The sequence below is a fragment of the Anoxybacillus suryakundensis genome (assembly GCF_001418025.1).
Taxonomy (GTDB): Bacteria; Bacillota; Bacilli; order Bacillales; family Anoxybacillaceae; genus Anoxybacillus; species Anoxybacillus tengchongensis.
Genome location: NZ_LIOK01000011.1, coordinates 47,604 through 72,151 on the forward strand (window position 1 = coordinate 47,604; position 24,548 = coordinate 72,151).

Consider the following 24,548-nt stretch of genomic DNA (forward strand, 5'->3'; position numbering starts at 1 on the left):
GCCATTCTCCATTCATTAAAACTCTCCCGTTTGTTGAAGTAAGCGATACAACATAACAGCCGATTCTGCACGCGTTGCATTCGCTTTTGGCTTAAATACAAGTTTGCCGTTAACAACCGTACCGCGAATTAATTGTAAAGATGCGGCTAATTGAACATGTTCACGTGCATACGGTGCAATCGTTGATTCATCAGCAAACGTAATGGTCTCATTGCCTTTTATATGTTGATTTTTGTACGCAAGTGCACGAACAAGCATCGCTGCCATTTGTTCACGTGTAATGACATCATTCGGTTTAAAGGCTCCATTACTTCCTTGCACAATGCCAGCACGGTATGCTGCTTCAATGTATGGCGCAGCCCATGCCATCTGTGATGAAACATCTGTAAACACACCTTTATATGTGGACGTTGGCAACTGCAATGCACGTGCAAGCAATACTGCGAATTGAGCGCGCGTGATCGCTTTGTTCGGCTCGAACCGATCTTTTGCCATACCTTGAATAATTGAGCGAGAAGCAAGGACTTCAATCTCATCCTTAGCCCAAGCTAATCGGCTTGTCACATCGTTAAACGTTTTACTTTGTTCTAACAAAACAAACGTGCCGAATGCGTGGAGTGAAACAACCAATTGTTTTTTCGACTTGTCGTATACACCGCCAACGTATTCATAAGACTGACCGTTAAGGCGATATACAGCCGCTTTCCGAGCATCAACAGGCGTAGATGTGACGTTAAATGCGACTTTAATAGGCTCCTCACCTATTATATGTTGGCCATCTAATGTTTTAGCTGACAGTTCATATACAGGTGCAATGACTTTGCCTTCCGTCTCCTGCTTCACATCTTTGACACTTACGGATAGTTTTACATCCGCTTTCGTAAATGATTTCAATACATCTTTAGCTAAAACGATAGTAGCTCCGTTCATCTCGATCGACATAGACTTCCCGCTCGCTACCAACGCTTCAGCCAACTGTTTTGATACTTGTACGCTAAGTGTATGAACGCTTTGCTCTCCTTGTTTACGCTCCACGACAATGTTTACTGTGTCAACGTTTTTCGCCATTTCTAACACACGCTCTGTAGATAGTTCGACCGTCTTCTCGCCATTTTGGATCACTTCTTTACCAACATCAGTCGATGGAGCAGGTGTTGGCGCTGGACTTGGCGCCCCTCCTGAGCCTCCTCCTGGAGTTGGTGTTGGACTTACTGACTGTTGCTTCGTTACGAAGGTATACGTGTAATCAGTCATCGACTTGCCAGCATAATCTTTTACTTGTGAGTTGATTACTACTTCATATGTCGTACTATGTTTGAATGGTACATTTGGTTTAAAAGTAAATGATTGAACGAGTTTTTTCGTTTCATCTACAATAAACCAACCACTTTCACCCTTGCCATCTAATAAACTATCATCCTTTTTACTTTCATCCGATTTGTAGCCGTTAAAGATGCGATCATATATGAACGTACCGGATACTTTTGTTTTTTGTCCGTTGTTCACTTCATATACGCTCACATATTGTTCAATAGACGCTTTGTCCATTAGGCGATCAAATGTAACGTGTATGCTTGTGTTCGTATCTACGTTTTCCGCATTTGTTGCAGGCGTTGCTGTCTCTACGCGCGGATTGCTTTGACGAACAAGTGGCACGTTCAATTGTGTTTCTGCTGGCGGAACGTTCACAATGCGCGACGTATACGTCTCATAACCTTCTTTTGAGAAAACAACACGCCATTTACCATTGATGACATCCCAACCATATCGTCCATTTTCATCTGTCACTTGCGGGTTCACCTGACCGTAAAGTTCGGCATTCCATTTCACCCACTCATCACCTTGTAGCTGTTGAACTTCCGCTATTACACCTTCTAAACGGTTGTCCATGCTACCTTCAAACACATAGCCTGATGGGTCAATAAGCACAATAATTTGCATTAGTGGGAGACGGATTTCTTGCCCCTTGACTTTAAAAATGAGCTGTAACATTTGTTCACCGTACGAGCTCCAAGCACCGAGCTTTGAACCATCAAACGTGAATGTTTTTCCATCACTTTCTTTTTCCATTTTGTACTGCTCACCTAAAAACTCAATCCACGCCTCATCGACTTCGTCACTAAACACAATTTTCGTGTCGAGTGGTGTTTTCTCAACAACCGCAAATGAAGCGACACCGGTATAAGGATTGAGCGATACCGTTCCGTTCCATCCCGCAAATACTTCGGCCTTTTCCACTTTTGGAACAGATGCATCGTATTGAACAGTGGAAACGTCAGACATGTGCTGCTGACCATTCTCTTTTACAACCGCATATAACTGGAACGTTTCTTTTTCTTTCGTGATCGGTAAATTCACAGTCGCGAACCACCAACGGCCTTCTACTTTTGTTTCGATTAGTTTTTTCCCATCTGCATATACTTCAACGACTGCGTTTGGCTTTGCTTTTCCGTATACTTTGATTTGTTTGTCTGCTGTTTGTGCTGGTGCTTGTAACGTAACAAACAAGACACTCGTTGTCGCTGATAATTCATCTCCATTTCCAACTTTTGCGATAGCACGAACGAAATCATCCGCACTATCTTTCACTTTTACTTGGAAAGTAATAGATCCTGATTCGCCAGCTTTTACTTTAGGAATGGTCACTTTACCGTCCGTTAACGTCGCTTGCTGTCCGTTTACAACGAGTGAGTTGCTGACAAGCTCCACATGACTCGGCAAAGTAAATGTGACAGGAACGTTCTCTTCTTCTGCAGTACCGTTATTCCGATACGTGAGCTTATAATCAATTGTTTTGCCTGGTACGACCGTGTCAACAGACGCAACGAAACGATTTCCTTCACCTACAAAACTTCCGGTTCCTTTTGTAAATGTAAGCGTGACGGTTTGTGATTCGCTTTGAATATCAACTTCTTGTTCAAGCGTCTTTCCGTTATACCATGCTTCAAGTTTGTACATACCAGGTTGTAAGCCGCGAACTTTGAAATAGCCATCTTTATCGGTACGCGCCCAACCTGCATATTGTCCATCTTTATCGTATACATATACATACACATGTTTGAGTGGCTTAGCCCCTTCGTACACACGTCCATCAATGTACTTTGCTTTTTCTAACGTAATGGTACCGAGATCAAGCGTGTCACCTTCACTTGCTCCAGCAACAGTCTCTCTCTTTTCGACATAATCGGTTGCTGAGACGACATATGTGATTTTTTCATTTGTGTTTAATCCTTTAATTGTAAATGTACCATCCTGTGCAAATGATACGTAGCCATAGCTGCTATCCGTATATGCATACATCCACACATTTGTCATTTTGTCGTAATCAGCAATTTTTCCTGTCACTGTAAGCGCTCTATCCAGCGTAATTGTCATATCATGCTGATCTTTTGTAATATCTACTTTTTGTTCTTTTGCAATATACCCAGGTACACTTGTATATAACGAATAACCATCTGCAACAACGACATTTGGAACTGTTACACTTCCATCTTCGTTATATGTAACCGGGTATGTCGAATGATAAAAACCGAGATCGTAATGCGATGTGCGATATACGTCATATTGGTATAAATAAAAATATGCATCCGGTTCTGTAATGACATTTCCATCTTTATCTTTAAACGTTAGCGTGACATCAACGACTTCGATTTCTTTTTTGTTTAATGTGAGTACAATCTGTTCTTTTACATAATTTTTTTCTGGATGAATCGTGACCTGTGTTTTCAACGTTTCGTACAACCCATTTCCGTACACGGTCAATTTATACTCCCCAGCTGGTACACGTTTTAAGGCACGATCATCCCAAGAAACGAACTGCCCTTTTTGATTAATGTATCCGCTAATCCATACTCGATCGTTATACATGTCAACATATAAACGATCAGATACTGCCTTTCCATTTTGATCAACAAAATGAATGCGCACTTCTTGTGGTAAATGAATGGTTACTTGCTCTTTTTGTCCGTAATGTAATTGAATCGTTGAAACAGCGTAATTCCATTCTTTTCCGTCGTAAATACCGATACTGTAAAACCCTTTTGGCAACCCTTCAAGCGTAAACGTACCATCGGATTGAATAGCCGCTGTGTATGCACCGATTTGTACTTTTCCCTTTGTTAACGGCTCACCGTTTGTACGTACGTTCCCTTCAACCGTTGCCCCAACGTACTTTCCAACTTTTTCTGTTAATTCGTTCGTTTTTTGTCCTTTTCCGTCTGTAATAAACGCAACAATTTTATCAACAAACTTCATGCCTTCTTCAATCGGAAACGCTCCAACGTATGCTTTTCGTTCCGCATTGTACGTTAAATCAACTTCTTTTTGTTTCCAATCATAATATATAACCGCTGTTGCTTTGTAACCTTCTTTATATGAACCATATAACTCAATATTCATGTTCTTGCCAATTTTTAAATAACCTTGTTCTGTTTGAACTTGCAATGTCGTCGCAATAAATTCTTCCGTTTTCCATTCAGCGATCGTATCACTACTATTTCCGATTTGGTCGACGGCAACGACTTTAAAACGATATGTCGTATTTGGCAACAGAGGTGAATAACGATACTCTTGACGATTCAAGCCAGACTTCAGTGTTTGCCACTCCCCGCCATTCACTTGAAGCAAGACATTATAGTAAGCAACGTCTTTATCTTCATTCCAACTTACAACGAGTTCGTTATTTTCTTCTTTGATCGTCACTTCAGGCTTTGCTGGCGGTGTCGTATCAACTGTAACTGTCACAGGTTTAGATGAGTGTTCACCGTCTGATACAATTAAAGAATACGTTCCATCTGCAAGTACTAGTTCAGTAGAAAAATGACCTGTTGCATTCGATTTCGTTTTTGTAGATGTAATAACTGTTTCCCCTTGTTTCGCCTCCACAGTTAAATCGACATTTGCCTTGGCGTATCCTTGAACATACACTTTATTACTACCACCAACCATTGACCCATCTTTTGGGTAAACGATAACTGGTGCGGTATTTTCAGAAACCGTAAACGAAGTATACGCTCTCTCACCTGTTCCTGTCACTAATTCAACTTGGTATACACCTGTAACTGCTTGATTTAATGTAAACGATGTGGTGATCGAACCATCGGGTTGAATATCTGCATCGTTCCATTGATACGTATATACAACATCATTTGTTGGGGATGTGACTTTTAACGTCGGCTTCATCCCGTAGCCAGCTTGGCCATTTTTACGTACGTAACCGTTAAACTTCACTTCACTATTTGGTGAATATATCGTTTGATCGGTTTGAATATGAACTTCTTTTTCTGGAACAGGTTGTGTCGTTCCATCCGATATAGTAAACTTCTTTTTCCAGTACACATGATTTCCATCTGGAAGATTTAAATCATAGTATACGATATATGTTCCATTCGGTAAATTAGGCGCTTGGATATAAACATAATCGACCGTAACATACTTCTTCTCAAATTCGATTTCCTGCCCTTGTTCATTGACAACACGAATAGATGGCTCAATATTCTTATACACGCCATCAGTTTTCTTTTGAATTTTCCTTAACTTAAAGTCCCCTTGACGCAAATCGGTGTTCAAAGAAATAGACGTACCATTCAAACTATCTTTCCAGTAAGATACATCTGTGCTTTCTATTGCAGGTTGACCGGCAACCGATAGTGTACGAGGTGTTGTAAAGTCAAGATTGATAGGTGATAGGTTATATGTGTATCCTCCATCATCAACCATACTGAAAACAGCATATCTATACTTATTAGATGTAACATACACATTAGAAATATTTCCTTCATTCAAATGAACGTGCGCAGCGCTATATTGTTTTTCACGCATAAACACAAACGACGTTAATTTTTTATCACTATCTATTTCAATTTTTGAAACATTATGAAACGCATCCTCAAATGACAATACCCGGTGTTCTTCATTTACTTCAAATTGTTTGTATACAACATAACCATTATTTTCATTATCAAATCCCCGATAACTCACAGTCATCTTTTGTGGACGAACGAATACTTTTCTTTTAGCGTCATATGCATAAACTGTAAAATCCCCATATGTTGTTGATAAGTAATACTCAGCCGAAGCCTCTTTAGTGATCGGGGTGTCTTCTCCCGTCACCTGAACTGGTACGAGGTCAGTTGGCAAAGATAACGTTTCTCCATTGATTAGTGCCTTTAGTTGTTCATATGTCAATTTTCTTGTATCTGCATATACGGCATATTCATTTTGTTCATTTTTCATATCGATAGAGAAACTTAGTTCATACGTTAAACCTGGTTTTAGTTTGTCAACAGGAATAACTAAATTCGCCTGATCTCGCTCGCCATTCAGCCATTCCCAAGAAGAATAATAAGTATCTCCTTCTTTATAACCGACTAACCAACCATCTGCCTCCCATACTGCTTTATATCCTTCGGGCAGTTCAATTTGAATCGTTTTCTTCTCCTCTTGCGCATATACCGCAATAGAAGGGGCAAAGGACGAGAAAATAAGTAAGACTGCTAATAGCGTATATAACGCTTTCCTCACTGCGACATTCCTCCTTATTTTAGTGGGGAGGGGGAGCCCCCCTCCTTATTCCACTCGAAATTGAACTCGATCTTTGTTCGCTTCAGCCATTGCTTTTTGATCCCATCCTGACCAAACGAACGCTTCTACTGTATATGTCCCTTTGGCAAGAGATGAAAGCGGCAATTGCATACCGAGACCATTTGTTCGTTGTGGATCAAGTTGATCGATTGTCAAGAAAGCACGTCCAACAACTCGGCGATTTGCATCAAGCACTTGTAAAATGACGAGCGGCTTGACTGGTGCATATTCTAAGTTTTGAACGCGCGCCATGACATAAGCAGAACCAGATTGATTAAACGATGTTTGTTCTTCACCGTTTTCATTTAATACTTTTACCGATTCAATTAGCGTTTCGTAGTTGTACACAACGAACGTATTGACTTCCGAATCAACGAGCTTACCTTCTGCATCGTACGCTTCAAACGTCACAGTATATGTTCCGTTCATCGCATCTTGTGCAACTTGATAAGAGTAAGAGTACTGTTGTCCTACTTGTTCTGGAAGTTGTTCTTCTTTTCCGAGTGGATCTTTCACTTTTACTTTCCATGTTACTTCTTCGTTTGCATACGCACTTAGCCATGCTGGACGGTTTGTGCTAACAAATTGGTTTGGTTGTACATATGTGTCTGTAATCTCTACTTTCGGTGGTTGTTCTCCTTCTGCTAGACGATAAATCGATACAACTTTTTGTGTCACATGACCACCGAGATCTTTTAATGTGAGCACGAATGTATTGAGCCCGTCTTCTAGCTGTAGCTCTTGCGTATACGTATGTTCATAATCTTTCATGACAAATGGGCTTTCAAAATTTACCCCATAGGCAAAGTCATCATCGACATAAAATTGCATATGACGATAATTATCCTTTAATTTCACTTGCAATTTAAACTTGTCCACATCATGAGTCACATACTTCGGCACACGCTCTACAAATTCAATTTCTCCTGGTGTGGAATCAACAAAAACTGTGCGATTAATTGTAATCGATTGACCTTTTTCATCGGTTGCTGTTACTTGAATGTCTTTCACACCATCACTTTCAAATGACACAACCGTAGAGAAATATTTTCCGATCATCGGGTCGTTACTTACTTTCACTTTCTTTCCATTCACAGTAACTTGAACGTTTGATACGTCACTAATAGATCCAAATACGTGTACATCTTTTGATCCATATGCACTAAGTGGCTCCGGTGAGAATAGCGAAATAACTGGCGCTTCTTCATCTGCTATAACCTTTGAAGCAAAACTAACATTTCCAGCATAGTCAACCGCAGCTACAGTTACCTCTGCGTTCGTGTACACTTGTGGAAGCTCTACACTTGTTTCTTCTTTTGATAACAATGTTTCACCTGTAATCGAATCGCCGTTGACAAACACATCGTAGCCGGCGATGCCCGCACCAGTTTCAATAGCTTCCCATGAAATGGTATTTGTTTCTTCATCATAATCAACTGATAAAGTCGGTGCTAAAGTATCCACAATGACCGGTATTTTCTTTGACTGCCAGCGCGCATTTGGATAATCAATAACTGCTTTTAACTCATATGCATATTCCCCATCTGGAACAACATGAAATTTCACTGTTCCATCCCATAGGCGACCGTCCATATAAGAGAATGGTGGTTCATAACCTGCATCAAAGAAATTTTTCCGTACGTTGTTTTCAGATTTAATACGGCGAAGTTGTTTCCCATCTTTTAAAATGTTGTATTGCACTTCTTTTGCATTGCGTAAAAATGTTGGCAGTGGCTGAATGTAATCCATAAATCCATCGCCGTTTGGTGAAAATGCGTACTTGCCTTCTTCATTTGGCATTAAAAATGATGTCGTTTCATCCATCATCGTTGACCATCCGTAAAACGATGACTCGCCTAGATCTGCAATACCATCAAAAATATTTGGCTCATCCCAATGACCGTAAAAACCGACATATGGAATCGTTAAGTCTGGATTATTTTCGTTTTTCAACTGCACGAAGCCTTCGACGAAAATGTTTTCATGAAGATCTTTCGCCCCATCAGTTGTTGGTATTTTCGCATTTGATAAATCAATTTTGATAGAAAATCGTTTTTGATCGTTCGCTGGCACTGTAATGCGATCGTATTCTTTTGTAATGACCGCACCTTCTATATGGCGTGCAGCTAAAGCATTATATTTTCCATTCACAAGATCCGTTAACACATTCGCCTTCACGTCGTATGTGACTTCTTCATCTGACATGTTGTACGCCGTAAACGTCATTTTAATCGACTTTTCAGTAAAATCACCAAGTTCAACTTTCGCTTCACCCGTTGATGTATTGACGACGTATACTGGCGTCGTGACTGCTGCATACGTTTGCATCATTCCAGCACCCTGACGTCGTGGCGAGAATGGGTAACCTTGTTGATCTGTAATAATATTTGCCGTGTTCATTAGTAAAATTTTAGCTAATTTTGCTCGCTCTTTTGTTCCCATATTCGGAAATTTTTCTTTTAGATGTTGCATGACAAGCGCTGCACCACCTGCCACATGTGGCGCTGCCATCGATGTTCCACTCATATATCCATATTTATTATTTTGAAGCGTTGAATAAATGTTTCCACCTGGCGCAGAAATTTCAGGCTTCAACTGTAAACTTGGCGTCGTTCCCCATGACGTAAAGTCTGTCATCCGTCCCATTTCTGGATCTTCTGTTTGATCTTTGATTACAAAATTGACCTGAAGCGAACCATCAGCATGAGCAATCAGCTGCTCTAATGCTTGCCCATCTTCTGTTTCGATCTTCATAAATGGAATGAGATCCCATCCACCTTGGTCTTTGTAAAAGTTCGGGTTGCCATTATTGTAAACAATAATTCCAATAGCTCCTGCTTTCTTCGCATTCATTGTTTTTTCATAGAAAGAAATTGCACCACGTTTAACAAGAACAACTTTTCCTTTTACATCCATTCCTTCATAATCTTCTGCAAAACCATACGCACCGCCAAGGGAAACTAACTCAACTGGATCATCCCCAAATACTTCCACCCAGTTATCTGCCCCGTAACCTACGAATCGATTATCTCCAACATTCACGAACGTCTCGTATAAATATCTCTCATTGCCTGTAGCAGCAACTTGAAGGGCATTTGCTGCTAACCCCGGAGCACCAACGGTTCCGATATCAGGGTTTTCAGCGAGTGGATTGCTAAATCCATAAGCGAAATGACCTGAGTTGCCTGCTGATACTGATACAACAATACCGTTTTCTGTTGCACGTGTAATCGCTTCACTTGCCATATCTTGCTCATTATAAAACTCAGCTGCACTTCCTAAACTCATGTTAATAACGTCTGCACCTAATTTAATCGCATCATCAATTGCTGCTACATATACATCGTCATATGTATATGTATACATCGGATCGTTACTAAACACTTTCATTGCTAGCACTTGCGCTTCTGGAGCGACACCGGAAATTTGACCGTTTGCCGCAGCTGTGCCAGCTACGTGCATACCGTGCATAGAAGCTGCTGGACCGAGATCGCGAATTTCATCTGTTTTATCGAAGTAGTTGTATCCGTACGGTACTTTTTCTGTGAAGTATTTTCCTGGGAGGTGATGTTCACTAGCAATTTGTTCAACTTCATCTTTTGTTAACGCTTCTTCCGTTGTTTCACTTAATTTCATATCTTGATGGGATGGATCAATACCTGTGTCAATAATCGCAATGACAGTACCTTCGCCACGTAGGTGTGCGTCTGCCCACGTTGCTTGTGACTGAATAAACTGATGACTTGTTTTCATATTGGGCATCGGTTGCGGTCGCTCATATGCGTTGACAAGATGAACAGCTTTGACCGATGGCAAACTTTGAATTTTTTCAATATCACCATATTGCACTTCTGTACTAAATCCGTTTACAACCGTTGTAAACGATTGTTCGACATCGACATCAACGCCTGATTGTTGGATTTGTTGCAATGCTTCTTTTTGCTTTTGTTCTGCTTGTTTTTCAAGTTGCTCTCGCGTTTGTTCTGATAGATCTTTATACAGCTTGCCTTGCTCTGTTGCATATTGAAGTGGCGTTTTTCCTTCCACCTCAACAACAACACGTACATGGTCTGTTTCCTTCCACTCTACTTTTTGGGGAAGCTTTTTCAATTGCTTTTCTAGCTTTTTTTGCACAATTTCTCGTTGCAATTTACTAGAAGAAGAGACAACCGATGTTGATGAATGGGACGATTCATTTGCCCAAGCACTTCCAGCGAACATACTCGCCATGAACACCGTTGTCGTCATGACACTAAAAGGCTTTTTCCACTTCACTTTTTCCTCTCCTTTCTTTTTGGAAAAATAAACTTATAAAACTATAAAATACATAAAATATTATAATATTCTTGTTTTTCTATTTCCTTATCAAAAATTCGACAATTTCCGACAAAAACAGAAGGCCTCCTATACGGAAGCCTTCCTTACATTTACATCTACATCAATTTTACTTTTCCTAAAAACTCCGCCAATACTTTTGCCATTTCCGCACGTGTCATATAGCTCGCAGGATCAAATGTTCCGTTATCTCTTCCTTGCATAATTCCTGCTTGATATACAACTTCAATCGCTTCTTTCGCCCATGCTGGTAGTTGTTTTGCATCACGGAAGTCTGTCACTTTTTTCGTTTTGTCTTTCGTTGCTTGATCATAACCAATCAACGACAGGTTCAATGCTCGCTCGATCATGACAGTTGCTTGGGCGCGAGTAATCGGTTCATTCGGCGCAAACGTATTTGCTGTTTTTCCTTGAATAATGCCAAACTTCATTGCTGTAGCTAATTCCCCATTTTTGTTAAACCATTCTGTTCCTCTCACATCGACAAATCGACCATCGTATGCTTCATTTGGCAATGCTAATGCGCGTACAAGCAAGACCGCAAATTGCGCACGTGTCATATGTTCATTTGGTCGGTATGCTGTTTCCGTCATACCTTTCACAAGCTGTTTAGCTGCCAACGTTTCGATATATCCTTTTGCCCAATGTCGACCAATGTCGTTTAATGTATGTGCACCTTCAATGACAACATAAGTCGAGTTCGTCAACGATTTTACAACTGCCTTGTTGCCGACAAATGTTGTCGGTACTGGAGTGAGAGAGCCATCACGATTTACACGCACGACAATGGAACGACTTGCGTTAACCGACTGCTTGAATACAATTTCGCGTTCAACATATTGAGTAAAGCGATCAATAGCTTGTTCTTTTCCATTGGCCTTCGCCACCACGTGAAACTCGATCGCATCAGATAACGCTTTCACACGTAACTGTGGAGCGTCTTTTACTTTCATTTCGATGGAAATGCTCACTTGATCTACCGTTGCTCCAAGCTGCTTAGCCACTTGATCTACTGCTTGCTTCACTTCTTTTGCCGGCAATTTATACACAGCTTGTTCACTCGCACTAACAATTGTCGCATCGGATTGTTTATTGGCTACTTGAACAAACAACGTCGCAGGTACGTCTACTCTTGTTGCTACATCTTTAACGAGCGAACCTGTTGAAATGACAACTTGTTTCTTTTCATTTGAAAGTTCATTGACAATTGTTGCAATATCGTTCGAAGAAACAGCAGCAACTTTTTCCACTACTTTACCATCTTTTTCTTTCGCTTCTACTTTCGGTTGTAAAACAACCGTGCCATTCTCACCCGTCACTGGTGTTGTACCGCTACCCGGCGTTGTACCGCTACCCGGTGTTGTGCCACTGCCTGGTGTTGTACCGCTGCCCGGTGTTGTACCGCTGCCCGGTGTTGTACCGCTGCCTGGTGTTGTGCCACTGCCTGGTGTTGTGCCGCTGCCCGGTGTTGTGCCACTGCCTGGTGTTGTACCACTGCCTGGTGTTGTACCACTGCCTGGTGTGGTTTCTTCTTGTAATACTCCTTCACGTAATTGTTTTGTGTCGAGATGTAATACATAATTTTTTGTGTTTTTCGCAATAGCACCACCGTCATTTTTGAAAATTTCCGATTTGCTTCTTTCAGACGGCTCAACGTGAATGGCTACTTCTTTTTGATTTGTTGTTGGTGTGAACGTGTACGTAAATGACATGTCGTCTTTAATTGTTACACGTTCTTTATTAATCGTTAGCACACCATCTTTAATCGCATTTCCTTTTATAGTGACACGCTCACCTTCTTTAGTAACATCTTCAACAACAACAGGCATATCAATCCAACGTAAAATGTAATCTTGAATGACCATTTTGTTATTGCCTTGATTGTGCACAGTGACTTTTAAATCTGTACCAATCGCACCATATCCGTAATAGCTGACGTCATCATCTGTTTGATCGTCACGCGTATGATCAGCTAGCCCTTCTTGATCCCATGAGCTACCTTTTACGTATTTGTAAATAATTGTTTCTCCCTCTTGAAGTTCTGTCGTAAACTCCCAATCAGGTGTGACCGCCCCACCGCGCGTCATTTCCCATGCACCTGTATTCCAACCATTGATACTATTTGGAATCGTAATGCGCGTATCTAACGGCGTATAGCTTGGTGCTTTCACTTTAAACGTTACTTGAACCATCACGATGTTTGGTGTAATTTGGACGTCATTTGATGCGACAAAGTTTCCAGCACGGTCATACAACTTTACGACATACGTATATGTTTTTCCGTTCTCTACATCATAATCCGTAAATGATGTGCCGATATCCGTTGTTGTATGAACGATTTGACCATCACGCTCAATGACAAGCATATAGGCATCATGATTATCACGGTCAACAAACGACCATGTTAAATTCACTTGACCAGATTCAACTTCTGGTTGCACAAGTTGAATGTCTTTTGCAGGTGCTTGTGTATCTTCAGTGTTTGCTGTGAGCGTAAATGTTCGTTCACTTGTATACACCCAATCGTCGCCAAGGTTTGTCGTAAAACCGTAACGATACGTATACGTTCCAGCTTGTAATGGAATAAACGTCGCACGGAATACGTTTGCTTCATGACCTTGACGATCATATGTTGCTTGTACACTTTCCCATTTGTCGCTATTTGGTCTCTTTACCTGCAAAACAGCTTGTAAACCGTCAGCTAATCCATGTTTTGTTACATCATTAATGTACGCACTTGCTTCAATAACAATTGGAGCAGCTAAATTCAGTACTCCATCATGTACTTCAGAAAGTAATTCAATGTTATCTTCTGTTAACGGATAATGTGGTACAACACGATTTGTTTCTACCTTTGCCGATTCATTTCCGTTTCCATCTAATGCTGTAATCGCAAAATAATATGCTGTACCGTTTTTCAACTCATTAATCACAACCGTCTTTTCATTCGTTTCTTTCACAAGTGTATATCCTGCACCTTTTAATGTAGATTGATAAATGCGATACGCTGAAGCATCGCCTTCCCACGTTAATGTCACTTGACCAACGCCCGGCGTCGCTTGAACGCTCGTTACTTCATTCGGTAGATCGACAGTTACTTTTCCAAATAACATGCGACCGTCCATCGCTGGAACTTGTAACGTTACTTTTCCATTTGTTACTGTCACGTCATACGAATGATGCAATGCATCTGCGAGCGTCGTTTTGTTTGGAATAAGTGAAGCGACATCCAATTCAACCGTTTGCGCGCTATTGCTACGGTTAATTGCAATCAATGCGACATCTTTTTCATATTGACGCGCAAAGACGTATACGTCTCCTTTCGCATATATCGTCTCAATTGTACCTTTTGCTAGTACATCTTGATGTGTTGTGCGAATTGCTCCTACTTTTTGATAATGTGCAATTAATTGCTCATCTTCACTTCCCCACGGATACGTACGGCGATCATCTGGGTCTTTTGATCCCGTTACTCCCGCTTCGTCACCGTAATAAATTGTCGGTGCTCCTGGATAACCCATTTGTAAAATGGCAGCGAGTTTCAATCGTTTTTTGCCAAGCTCTTCATTATAATTCGGGTCAAGCTCTGCACGTTCATACGAATCCGTTCCATTTCCAAGTAAGAAAACAGCACGCGCTGTATCATGTGAACCAATTAAGTTCATGAGCGCATAAAATGCTTCTTTCGGATAATCTTCACGAATGGCTGTTAATCGGGCATCGATATCTTCCGCTTTCCCGTTTCGTAAAAAGTCTAACACAGCTCCACGGAAACGGTAGTTCATCACTGAATCGTATTGATCGCCAAGGAAGTATTTTGACGCATCATCCCAAATTTCACCGAGAATTAACGGCTGCTCCCCATTTTTAAGCGTTGGACCACGATCATAGTCACCTTGCAACAACTCTTTACGAAACTCACGCCAAAACTCTGTATCTACTTCATTGGCAACATCTAAACGCCAGCCTGAAGCCCCACGCGTAATCCAACTTTTTGCGACCGAGTCGTTTTCATAGAAAATATAGTTAGCAAGCTGCTCGTTATTTAACTCACTGGCGTATGGCACTTTATTCCCAGAAATTGATTTGAATTCTGGTAAACTATCAAATCCCCACCATGATTGATACTTATACACACCGTTTACTTTTTCATTTTCAATGTTAAACCATAAATGGAATCCGTACGGACTAAATTGTTGCCTTTCGTCTTTGAACTTTTGTTCAACTTGAGCACGAGCTTGTTCTTCTGATAATCCTTTTTCATTCATTAAATCGTACACAGCCGACCAATATTCATAAGCTCCGACTGTTGGATATTTTCCATATCGGTCAAAATAAATAGAATCGTCTGATACGTGATTGAATACACCGTCTAAAATTAAGTGCATGCCACGAGATGCAATCGCTTGCACAAATGACTGAAATTCTTGAGGCGTGCCAAACATCGGGTCGATTTCTTTATAATCATGCGCATCATATTTATGATTTGACGGTGCATGTGCGATTGGATTTAAATATATCGTGTTCACACCAAGCGATTGCAAGTAATCAAGTTTTTGCTCAACCCCGACAATATCGCCACCGAAAAAGTCGTTTGACCAAATGCCATCCCCATCATATCCTGGAGTGCCTTTCATACGCGGATTGTCAGGAAGTTGCGACCACTCACGATGTTCGATTGGTTCATCCCCACGCGCGTTCGTTTTTGCGTGGTCATTGTCTGGATTTCCGTTAAAGAAACGATCAGGGAAAATTTGATATACAACCGCATGTTTCATCCAATCAGGCGTTTTATAGTTTGGATCATACACGGTCAGCTGGAACAATTCTGCATTTTTATCGACCGCTCGTCCCCATTGACCTTCTTGCGTATCTTCACCATATTCTGCTTTAGCTGCACCGTCCATCGCGATGAACTTATAGCCGTACAATCCTTTGTCATCTGGTGTAAACGTTGCTTCCCAATATTCATCGTCACCAATGACACCGACTTTACTCATTGTATATAACTTCGCTGTCCCTGTCGTTGTATTTTTTACATATACGTTCGCCTTTGTCAAATCACCCTTTTTCGCAGCTAACCGGAGGGTGACACTTTCTCCTGCTTTCACTGCACCAAACGGTTGGCGATATAAAGGATCCCACGTGTTATGTTTTAACCGTTCTTTTTGTATAGCTCCATCTGAACCCGTTGGGCTGTAGTCGGTATATACCGATTTGGTTTTCGCATCGAAGAAAAATGTTACCATCGTTTCTTCGAGTACGTTTAACTTCGCATTTTCTTGTGGATAGTTCTCACTCCAGTTATTCCCTAACACTACTTTATATTCATACGTTCCTTTTGGTACACGTGCTGAGAACGTGTAAATGGAGTCGAAATTATCGTCTGTAAAAAATGCTGTGGATGTTTCTGGCGTCCAACCATCGACTTCTTTTTCATAGCCGATCGCAGGTAAAATCGTGCCGACTAACCGCGGCTGTTTTTCTTTTGGAATAGGTGTATACCATGTCGAATCAGCAATCGCATGTGTACGATCATGGTAATAAAACGTTACTTCCGTTTCTTGTTGTAACGTAAGTGAAATATTGTCTCCACTACGTCCACCAGCCCCGTAGTTTTCATCCCAACTACCGTTTATGGCAATTTTGTATTCATACGTGCCTGCAGGAAGTGTTCCTGTGAATGTGTACAATCCATCGCCTTCATGCACCATGGTCGTAGCAGTCGCTTTCGGATCCCACTCACCTGTATGTCCTAACTCATCCTGCAAGTTCCCAACAAGCGTCACAGTCCGGTGTTGTTGAACTGGTTGACCGACAACAACAACACTATTCTTTCCACCGTATCCGTCATCAGCTTGATTTGCATTTAACGGATCCGTTATCCATCTTCCATCAACAACAAATTTGTACATATACGTTCCGTTTGGAAGCGTTTTCGTTACAGACCAAACGCGGTCGTTTTCTTTTGTTAATGCAATCTTTTTGTCTCCATCTGTTTGCCAATCGTTAAACGATCCAGCTAATAACACAGACTGTTCTTCCCCTGTACCTACATAACGGAATGTCACATCGTTTCCGTTTACAACAGGGCTTTGCACGTTTTCATCAGCGCGAACGATTGCACTAAATGAAAACAACTGTGCAAGAAGCAAAAAGATTGAGAAATAAACAAAATACTTTCTCCATCTTCTCCCCACGATCTTTTCCTCCTTCTTTACATTGTTCAATAAGTGAAACCGTTTGCACAAAGGGGTACAGTAAGGGGGTAACAAACGATCCCACTTACTAAGTATCGTACATAAAAAAAGAAGAAATTTCAATAAAAATTTTTGAATTTTTTGTGTGTTTATAATACTCTCATTCGCCATGATCGTAAACCTGCTTCACATTCCACTACTCCATATCAACATCCTATTTGGACGTGATAACGAGAGACACTCATCCCTCTTGCCAGCAGCTGACCGAACCGAATTAGAGATTACCAAAAAGAAGTAACCGTCTTCATCCGTTGGTCGTGGGAGAGCGGTTACTTCTTTTTTGGGGGGCAGGCACGCTACCAGTGCTTCTCCTTCAATTTCTCAATTTCCTCCATCGGAAGTTCGGTTAATTCGTAGATTGTTTGTACATCGTACCCTTTCGCTAGCATTTTTTTCGCGATCTTTCGTTTCTCTTTTTTCTCATACGAAATCATTAATTCCAACACTTGTTGTTTTTCTTTCGTTTCCATTTCATTCACCTCATTTCGTAATTGCAGTTCTTCCTCCTCAGACAGCTTTACATATGTTTCAAAAAAGCCGATTAACAACCGCTGCTTCGCTTCGTCTAATTCCATCCGTACAATCATGCGTAAAAACTGCTTTTTCAGTTCTACTCGTTCACTTTCAGTATACCCCATTTTGCTTAACAGCGCAGCGGCGATTGGGTTGTCATGACGAATATAGTCACGCCAGTTTTGCTTGCGCAATTCAACCACCAAAAATTGAAACTGAAGCACATCAAAAAACGGAAATTGTAGTGTAAACGATGAAGGTTCATTGCGAAGAGAATCGTAGCTAAATAAGGCAATCGGCAACATCTGCTTTCGGTATTTTTCAAACAATCGGCTAAAGTAAATAAACATCCGTTCGGGAAACGATGGTTGCACATAGCTTTGGTTCTCGATATGAACGATAATCAGGCTATCCTCCCCTTTCAACTTCGTCTCAACCAGCACATCGACGCGATACTTCTCCCCTGCCGTCACATCCGTAAACAATTCCTCCGACAAAAACGACACATGGTAAAAGTCGATATGCTCATGCACATGTGGGAAAAAGAGGAGAAGAAACTCTTCAAAAAACGTCGTAATCAGCTCTTTAAACAACCGATCATGATCAACCACCATATATGTACCTCACTTTCTGAATGTCACATACCTTTTCGACAAATAAGAGAAAATCTTGCTTGGACAACAGAAAAACAGAGAGCTAACACAACTCACTAGGGCGTGACAGGCATCTAGCCCAACTTTCCAACCCTAATCTTGCACTTAAATATTTTTTTATTGTCTGCTGGCTTTCATTGAGTCTTGCTCTTTCCTCCGCCATTCGGATCACTCTCGCCATACTCTCCATTAGTTTTTCTACATACTCCTTATCAATAAACTTGTCGGAAACCGCAATAATCGTTGCCAATAAACGTACTTGTTTTTCCCCATTTTTGATCCGTTTCGCTATTTCTACTGTTTCAATCGCTCGTTCAGAACGATTGACGGAACTTCGCATTAATAGAAAGTCCATTCTTCGATCATTAACCGCAATAGTCGGCAAATCTGGTGCTTCTACCTGAACAATCGGAGCAGTCCGAATCCCATAGAAATCCAAAACCTTTTCTTTAAATTGAGCAGTCATATTATGGAATATGATATCATAGTTATCATGTGCAATATCCGTTTGCCCGCTCAACATCCCATATTCCTTTCTTGACGTCCTTCTTTTATCCTCCGAAACGCCATCGCTTTCCATAATGCTTCATCTGTGATGTCTTCCGCTTCTGCTAAGTCGGCAATGGTGCGAGCGAGGCGAATGATTTTTGTTTGGACGCGGTTGCTCCAGTCGTTCGTAGCCGCCCAATGTTGAAGCAATTGCTGTTGCCTTTTCGTCAATGGACTTTTCGCAAGCAGCACGCCAATTGGCACTCGACCGTTTGTTATTTCTTCGCCATACCGTTCATACTGCTTAAAGCGTGCGGCTTCCACGCGGCGACGAATTGTTTCCGAACGCTCTAGCTGTTGGTGTTTTTGCGTCAAATCCACTGCTTGTAACGATAACAATATATCGATGCGGTCATAAATCGGCCCTGAAATGCGCTGGCGATAGGCGTGGATTTGTTTCGGACTGCATATGCAATAGCGCTTTTTCGAACCGAAATAGCCGCATGGGCATGGGTTCATCGCCCCGATCAAAATAAAATGTGCTGGATACGTCACTGTCGACGAAACGCGGCTAATCGTGACGTTGCATGTTTCTAACGGCTGGCGAAGCATGTCGAGCGTCTTTTTCGTAAACTCTGCCATTTCATCAAGAAATAATACCCCACGATGAGCAAGCGAAACTTCTCCGGGCTTCGGCTGCGTTCCTCCACCAATTAATGCTACAGAAGATGCTGAATGATGCGGATGACGAAACGGTGGGGAGGAGTCTTTTTTTGTTTCTCCAGCTAATTGATACAAACTAAGCACCTCCAGCTGTGCCTCATGGGAAAGGCGCGGCAAAATCGTCGGAAACGTTTCAGCTAATAAACTTTTCCCACACCCCGGCGGTCCAATCATTAACACGTTATGCTCTCCTGCTGCGGCAACTTCAAGTGCATATTTGGCGTCTTCATGTCCGATGATATGTTCAAAATCACGATGAGTTTTTTGGGGTGGATCGACAGCTGAAAGTAGATGATTCATCGAAAATAACACTTGTTGCCCTTGTAAACATTGCACCACTTGATCTAATGTTTGAACAAAAACACAGTCGATATGCTGCAGGTACTGGAAGGGAAATGTGGGGTCATATGGGACATATACTTGTTGAAAGCCGAGTTTTTTGGCAGCTAAAATAGCTGGCAACATGCCATCCACTGGCTGAATCGTTCCGTCTAATGACAATGAGCCTAAAAATGCGATATGTGACGGAATTGGTTGTTCGAGTTTTCCTTTGACTTGTAAAATGCCAATCGCCATTGCTAAATCAAACGTCGGGCTTTGTTTTTTTCGCTCGGGCGGCGACAAATGGATGACAAGTTTTTGATTCATAATATCACATCCAAACGCATGCAACGCTGCAATGACACGCTCCTTTGCTTCTTTCACGGACGTATCCGGCAATCCAACAATGACTACGGAAGGCATTCCCGGCAGTTCTTTCACTTCCACTTGCACACGATACCCTTCCATCCCACGCAAACCGATGCTACAAACTTTCATGTTATTCCTCCTTGATTACGTCGTTTGGCACAACATCTGCCTTCACAAACTGTATATATTTTTTCTTTTTCTCGACAATGGTTCCTGAGAAATATTGAAGAAGTGCGTCGATGTTCATAAATGAAGGAAGGGAGGTAGTCTGGTAATAAAACTGAAAACTGCTCCAGCGATAATGTTCGGGAAGATGCACCATACGCGCCTCGACAGGGTTGAGATGAATATAGCGACTGACTTCTAACATCCCCGCGTCATCGTCAATGATTTTACTGAAGTAACGCTTTTCAAACACATGACCGGTTAATCCGTAACGAGTATTATAATAATTGGCGTATCGTTTGTTAATCAGTGCCATCACTTTAGAAATGGATTCCTGTTGCGAGCGAAGTTGAAGATGAAAATGATTCGTCATGAGGCAATACGAAGCAATTTCAAACGGAATTTTGTCATGAAGCTGTTCGAGGATATGCAAAAAAGCAAGGAAATCATTTGTTTCTTTAAACAACGGATCACGCCGATTCCCACGACAAACGATATGGTAAAACAAATGCGGCACCCATATCCGCCTTGCTCGTCCCACACCTTTCACCCCTGTTGAAGAATTTCCACACATTTCTTCGACAAAAATAGCGAAACTCCTGCATGTTCAAAAAATTTTCTTCGACAGCTGACAGTACACAGGCACGTAACCAAATGCTCGTTGATGCGGATAAAAAAAGAAACAGAGAGCCACTCAATGACTCCCTGTTTCTATCAACCTTCGACAATCTTCGGGGCGTGACAGGCACGCTGCCCTATCCCATATACTTTTGTTTTTCTAATACAATATCAATTAAATGATCCATTTCTTCTTTCTTCTCCGCTCGATACAAATCGTCTAGCAAATGATGCAACAAATACAAATCGGTAATAAGGTCTACTTTATGTTGCATCGGTTTACTTTCCAACCCCAATCTTGCGCTTAAATATTTTTTTATTGCCTGCTGGCTTTCATTGATTCTTGCCCTTTCTTCCGCCATTCGAATTACTCTCGCCATACTTAACACCTCCATTAGTTTTTCTACATACTCCTTATCAATAAACTTGTCGGAAACCGCAATAATTGTTGCCAATAAACGTACTTGTTTTTCCTCATTTTTGATCCGTTTCGCTATTTCTACTGTTTCAATTGCTCGTTCGGAACGATTGACGGAACTTCGCATTAATGGAAGAAAAATGAGATGCAGCTCATCTAAATCCGTAAGCTCTTCCCCATTCTCGACTTTCGTCCACAAATGTTGAATTATGGCATCGCCATTATATTTTTTCATCAGCACCGCTTGAGCCTCATATTGAACAGAACCGTAGCTTTTTTGCTCTAACACTTTTTCCACATCGGCTCCATAAATAACTACTGTCTTAATCGGCTTTTTATACCTTTCATACGCACTTACATCATATTGAAGAAATCGATCCAAATCTTCTTCATTAAACGTCGTTTGAAACTCAAGATGCAAATACGTGCCATCTGCAAGCAAAAATAGAAAATCCATTCTTCGATCATTAACCGCAATCGTTGGTAAATCTGTTGCTTCTACTCGAACAATCGGAGCGGTCTGAATACCATAAAAATCAAGAACTTTTTCTTTAAATTGAGCAGTCATGTTACGAAATATGATGTCATAGTTATTATATGCAATATCCATTTGCTCGCCCATCATTACACTTCCTTTCCCTTTATTTTACTATAACTTTTTCATGAAATAAACATAGCCAGCCAACCTTGATCAACACCATCCCTTCATATTCCTTTCTTGCCGTCCTTCTTTTATTCTCCGAAACGCCATCGCCTTCCATAATGCTTCATCGGTGATGTGTTCCGCTTCTGTTAAATCGGCAATGGTGCGAGCGAGGCGAATAATTTTTGTTTGGACACGGTTGCTCCAGTCATTTATAGTCGCCCAATGTTGAAGCAGTTGTTGCTGTCCTTTCGTCAATGGGCTTTTCGCAAGCAGCACGTCAATGGGCACACGACCGTTGGTGATTTCCTCCCCATACCGCTCGTATTGCTTAAAGCGTGCGGCTTCCACTCGGCGACAACGGTGGAGAAGAATCATTTTTCGTTTCTCCTGCGAGTTGGTATAAACTAAGCACTTCCAACTGCGCTTCATCGGAAAGGCGCGGTAAAATCGTTGGAAATGTTTCGGCTAACAGGCTTTTTCCACACCCTGGTGATCCAATCATCAACACGTTATGTTCTCCTGCAGCGGCAACTTCAAGTGCATACTTGGCGTAGTCATGCCCGATGATATGTTGAAAATCGCGATGAGTTTTTTGAGGTGGATCGACAACGGAAGACAGATATATGCTTTCTTTTTTTCATTCATTGTTCCAGTAAAATATCGAAGGAGTACATCCATGTTCATAAACGGAGGCAATGAGGGAGATTGATGATAAAAATGGAAACTACTCCAGCGATAATGTTCAGGGAGATGCACCATACGCGCCTCGATAGGGCTAAGATGAATATAGCGGCTAACTTCTAACATCCCCGCGTCATCGTCAATGATTTTACTGAAATAACGCTTTTCAAACACATGACCGATTAATCCGTAACGTGTATTGTAATAGTTAGCGTATCGTTTGTTAACCAGTGCCATGACTTTGGAAATGGATTGTTGTTGTGAGCGAAGTTGAAGATGAAAATGGTTCGTCATAAGGCAATACGAAGCGAGTTCAAACGGAATGTTTTCGTGAAGCTGTTCGAGGATATACAAAAACGCGCGGAAACCATTCGCTTCTTTAAACAACGGATCACGCCGATTCCCACGGCACACAATGTGGTAAAACAAATGCGGCACCCATATCCGCCTTGCCCGACCCACACTTTTCACCTCACATGAATTTTCTTACATATCCCTTCGACAAAAACAGCGAAAATCCTGCATCAAAAGAAAAATTTTTTGATACTCTCTCGACGGGTGACTGGCACGCACTTGCCAAACCAGCGATATCATTTGTATAATATAAGCAGATATTTCATAAACTAAAAAAGCTGAGCGCCGCAAACGCTCAGCAAGCAACTACATGCCGCAAGAAGAGCGGCTGACCGAACCGAATTAGAGATTACCAAAAAGAAGTAACCGTCTTCATCCGTTGGTCGCGGGAGAGCGGTTATTTCTTTTTGTTTATATAGACGACGATGGTAACAGTCAATGTTAGCATTCCGATGAACACTAAGCTGAATTGCGCAATAAGACTTAATGCTTCATACGCCGTCATACTCCCACCTCCCTCCATCGGGGAAGTGGTCAACCGCCCACCCTGCTTATGTAGCTGCTACAGAGATTGTAACATTTTTCTATCACTCTCGCAATTTCAACAACCACTACTACAAAAAATGCCACAGCACATCAACAAAAATGCAGAAAAAGAAACAGAGAGCCATATGACTCTCTGTCTCTATCAATCTTCGACAAACTTCGACGGGTGACAGGCACGCTACCCACATTTCTGAATCCGATACTCCATAGGATACGGCATTTTCCTAGAGGTGATTTCTCGTATTTTCTTCTTCATTCGTTTTAGGCTTTCTTTTGCGATTCGAACGTTTGGTTCTTTTGAATCCGTGAAGCTAAACCCAAGGAACTTTCGTTTCCAAGGACGGGCTACTGCCGACTTCTTCATGTTCACTTTCAGGCGGAGTTTGCGCTCAATGAATTGTTGAACGCTTGCCATTGTCCGTTCTCCTGCCCTTTTTGATTTCACATAAATATTACAGTCGTCTGCGTAACGAACGAATCGATGTCCTCTCTTTTCTAATTCTTTATCCAGCTCATCGAGGACGATGTTTGAAAGGAGCGGACTTAATGGTCCACCTTGTGGTGTCCCTTTCTCTGTACTTGAAACCACTCCATGAATCATGACACCCGACTGTAGGTATTTGCGGATTAGCTTCAATAACGGTTTATCGTGGATTCTTTTCGCCAATGTGCTCATGAGTCTGTCGTGGTTGACCTGGTCAAAGAACTTTTCCAAATCTATGTCTACAACCCATCGGTATCCTTCTTTGATATATCCTTGTGCTTTCCTCACTGCATCATGGGCGCTTCGATTTGGGCGAAAGCCGTAGCTATGTTCGGAAAACAGGGGATCATATATCTTTGACAATACTTGGGCAATTGCCTGTTGAATCAAA

General features: G+C 41.5%; 10 protein-coding genes and 2 pseudogenes. All 12 read right to left on the bottom strand.

Going from position 1 to position 24,548, the window contains the following annotated elements:
* Window positions 1-15: 15 nt before the first annotated feature.
* Window positions 16-6,522 (bottom strand): S-layer homology domain-containing protein, encoded by a 6,507-nt coding sequence (locus ASC42_RS09350; protein WP_055441514.1) that lies wholly within the window; start codon window positions 6,520-6,522, stop codon window positions 16-18.
* Window positions 6,523-6,567: 45 nt separating this feature from the next.
* Window positions 6,568-10,857 (bottom strand): S8 family serine peptidase, encoded by a 4,290-nt coding sequence (locus tag ASC42_RS09355; RefSeq protein ID WP_055441515.1) that lies wholly within the window; start codon window positions 10,855-10,857, stop codon window positions 6,568-6,570.
* A 158-nt stretch (window positions 10,858-11,015) separates the two neighbouring features.
* On the bottom strand, window positions 11,016-17,117 hold the full coding sequence (locus tag ASC42_RS09360) for a pullulanase X25 domain-containing protein (RefSeq protein ID WP_055441516.1): 6,102 nt from the start codon (window positions 17,115-17,117) through the stop codon (window positions 11,016-11,018).
* Between the two features lie 356 nt (window positions 17,118-17,473).
* A complete protein-coding gene (locus tag ASC42_RS09365) occupies window positions 17,474-18,304 on the bottom strand; it encodes an RpnC/YadD family protein (protein WP_055441517.1) in 831 nt (276 codons plus the stop codon).
* Window positions 18,305-18,386: 82 nt separating this feature from the next.
* Entirely contained in the window at window positions 18,387-18,863 is a 477-nt protein-coding gene (locus ASC42_RS09370; protein WP_245191173.1) for a hypothetical protein, read from the bottom strand.
* The gene (locus tag ASC42_RS09375; protein ID WP_055441518.1) at window positions 18,860-20,374 is read right to left on the bottom strand and encodes a YifB family Mg chelatase-like AAA ATPase; all 1,515 of its coding nucleotides are present in this window, start codon (window positions 20,372-20,374) and stop codon (window positions 18,860-18,862) included. The genes ASC42_RS09370 and ASC42_RS09375 overlap by 4 nt, the downstream gene beginning before the upstream one ends.
* A gap of 1 nt (window position 20,375) precedes the next feature.
* On the bottom strand, window positions 20,376-20,951 hold the full coding sequence (locus ASC42_RS09380) for a transposase (RefSeq protein ID WP_055441519.1): 576 nt from the start codon (window positions 20,949-20,951) through the stop codon (window positions 20,376-20,378).
* Between the two features lie 214 nt (window positions 20,952-21,165).
* On the bottom strand, window positions 21,166-22,068 hold the full coding sequence (locus ASC42_RS09385; RefSeq protein WP_245191174.1) for an RpnC/YadD family protein: 903 nt from the start codon (window positions 22,066-22,068) through the stop codon (window positions 21,166-21,168).
* A gap of 69 nt (window positions 22,069-22,137) precedes the next feature.
* Window positions 22,138-22,702: pseudogene (locus ASC42_RS14435) on the bottom strand (ATP-binding protein); the annotation flags it as partial.
* Window positions 22,594-23,235, bottom strand: coding sequence for a transposase (locus tag ASC42_RS09400; protein WP_245191176.1), 642 nt, complete (start codon window positions 23,233-23,235; stop codon window positions 22,594-22,596). The gene ASC42_RS09400 and the pseudogene ASC42_RS14435, both read right to left, overlap by 109 nt.
* Before the next feature lie 289 nt (window positions 23,236-23,524).
* Window positions 23,525-23,632, bottom strand: a complete 108-nt coding sequence (locus tag ASC42_RS14270) for a putative holin-like toxin (protein WP_221248261.1) — start codon at window positions 23,630-23,632, stop codon at window positions 23,525-23,527.
* Between the two features lie 228 nt (window positions 23,633-23,860).
* A pseudogene (locus tag ASC42_RS09405) lies at window positions 23,861-24,548 on the bottom strand (reverse transcriptase domain-containing protein); the annotation flags it as partial.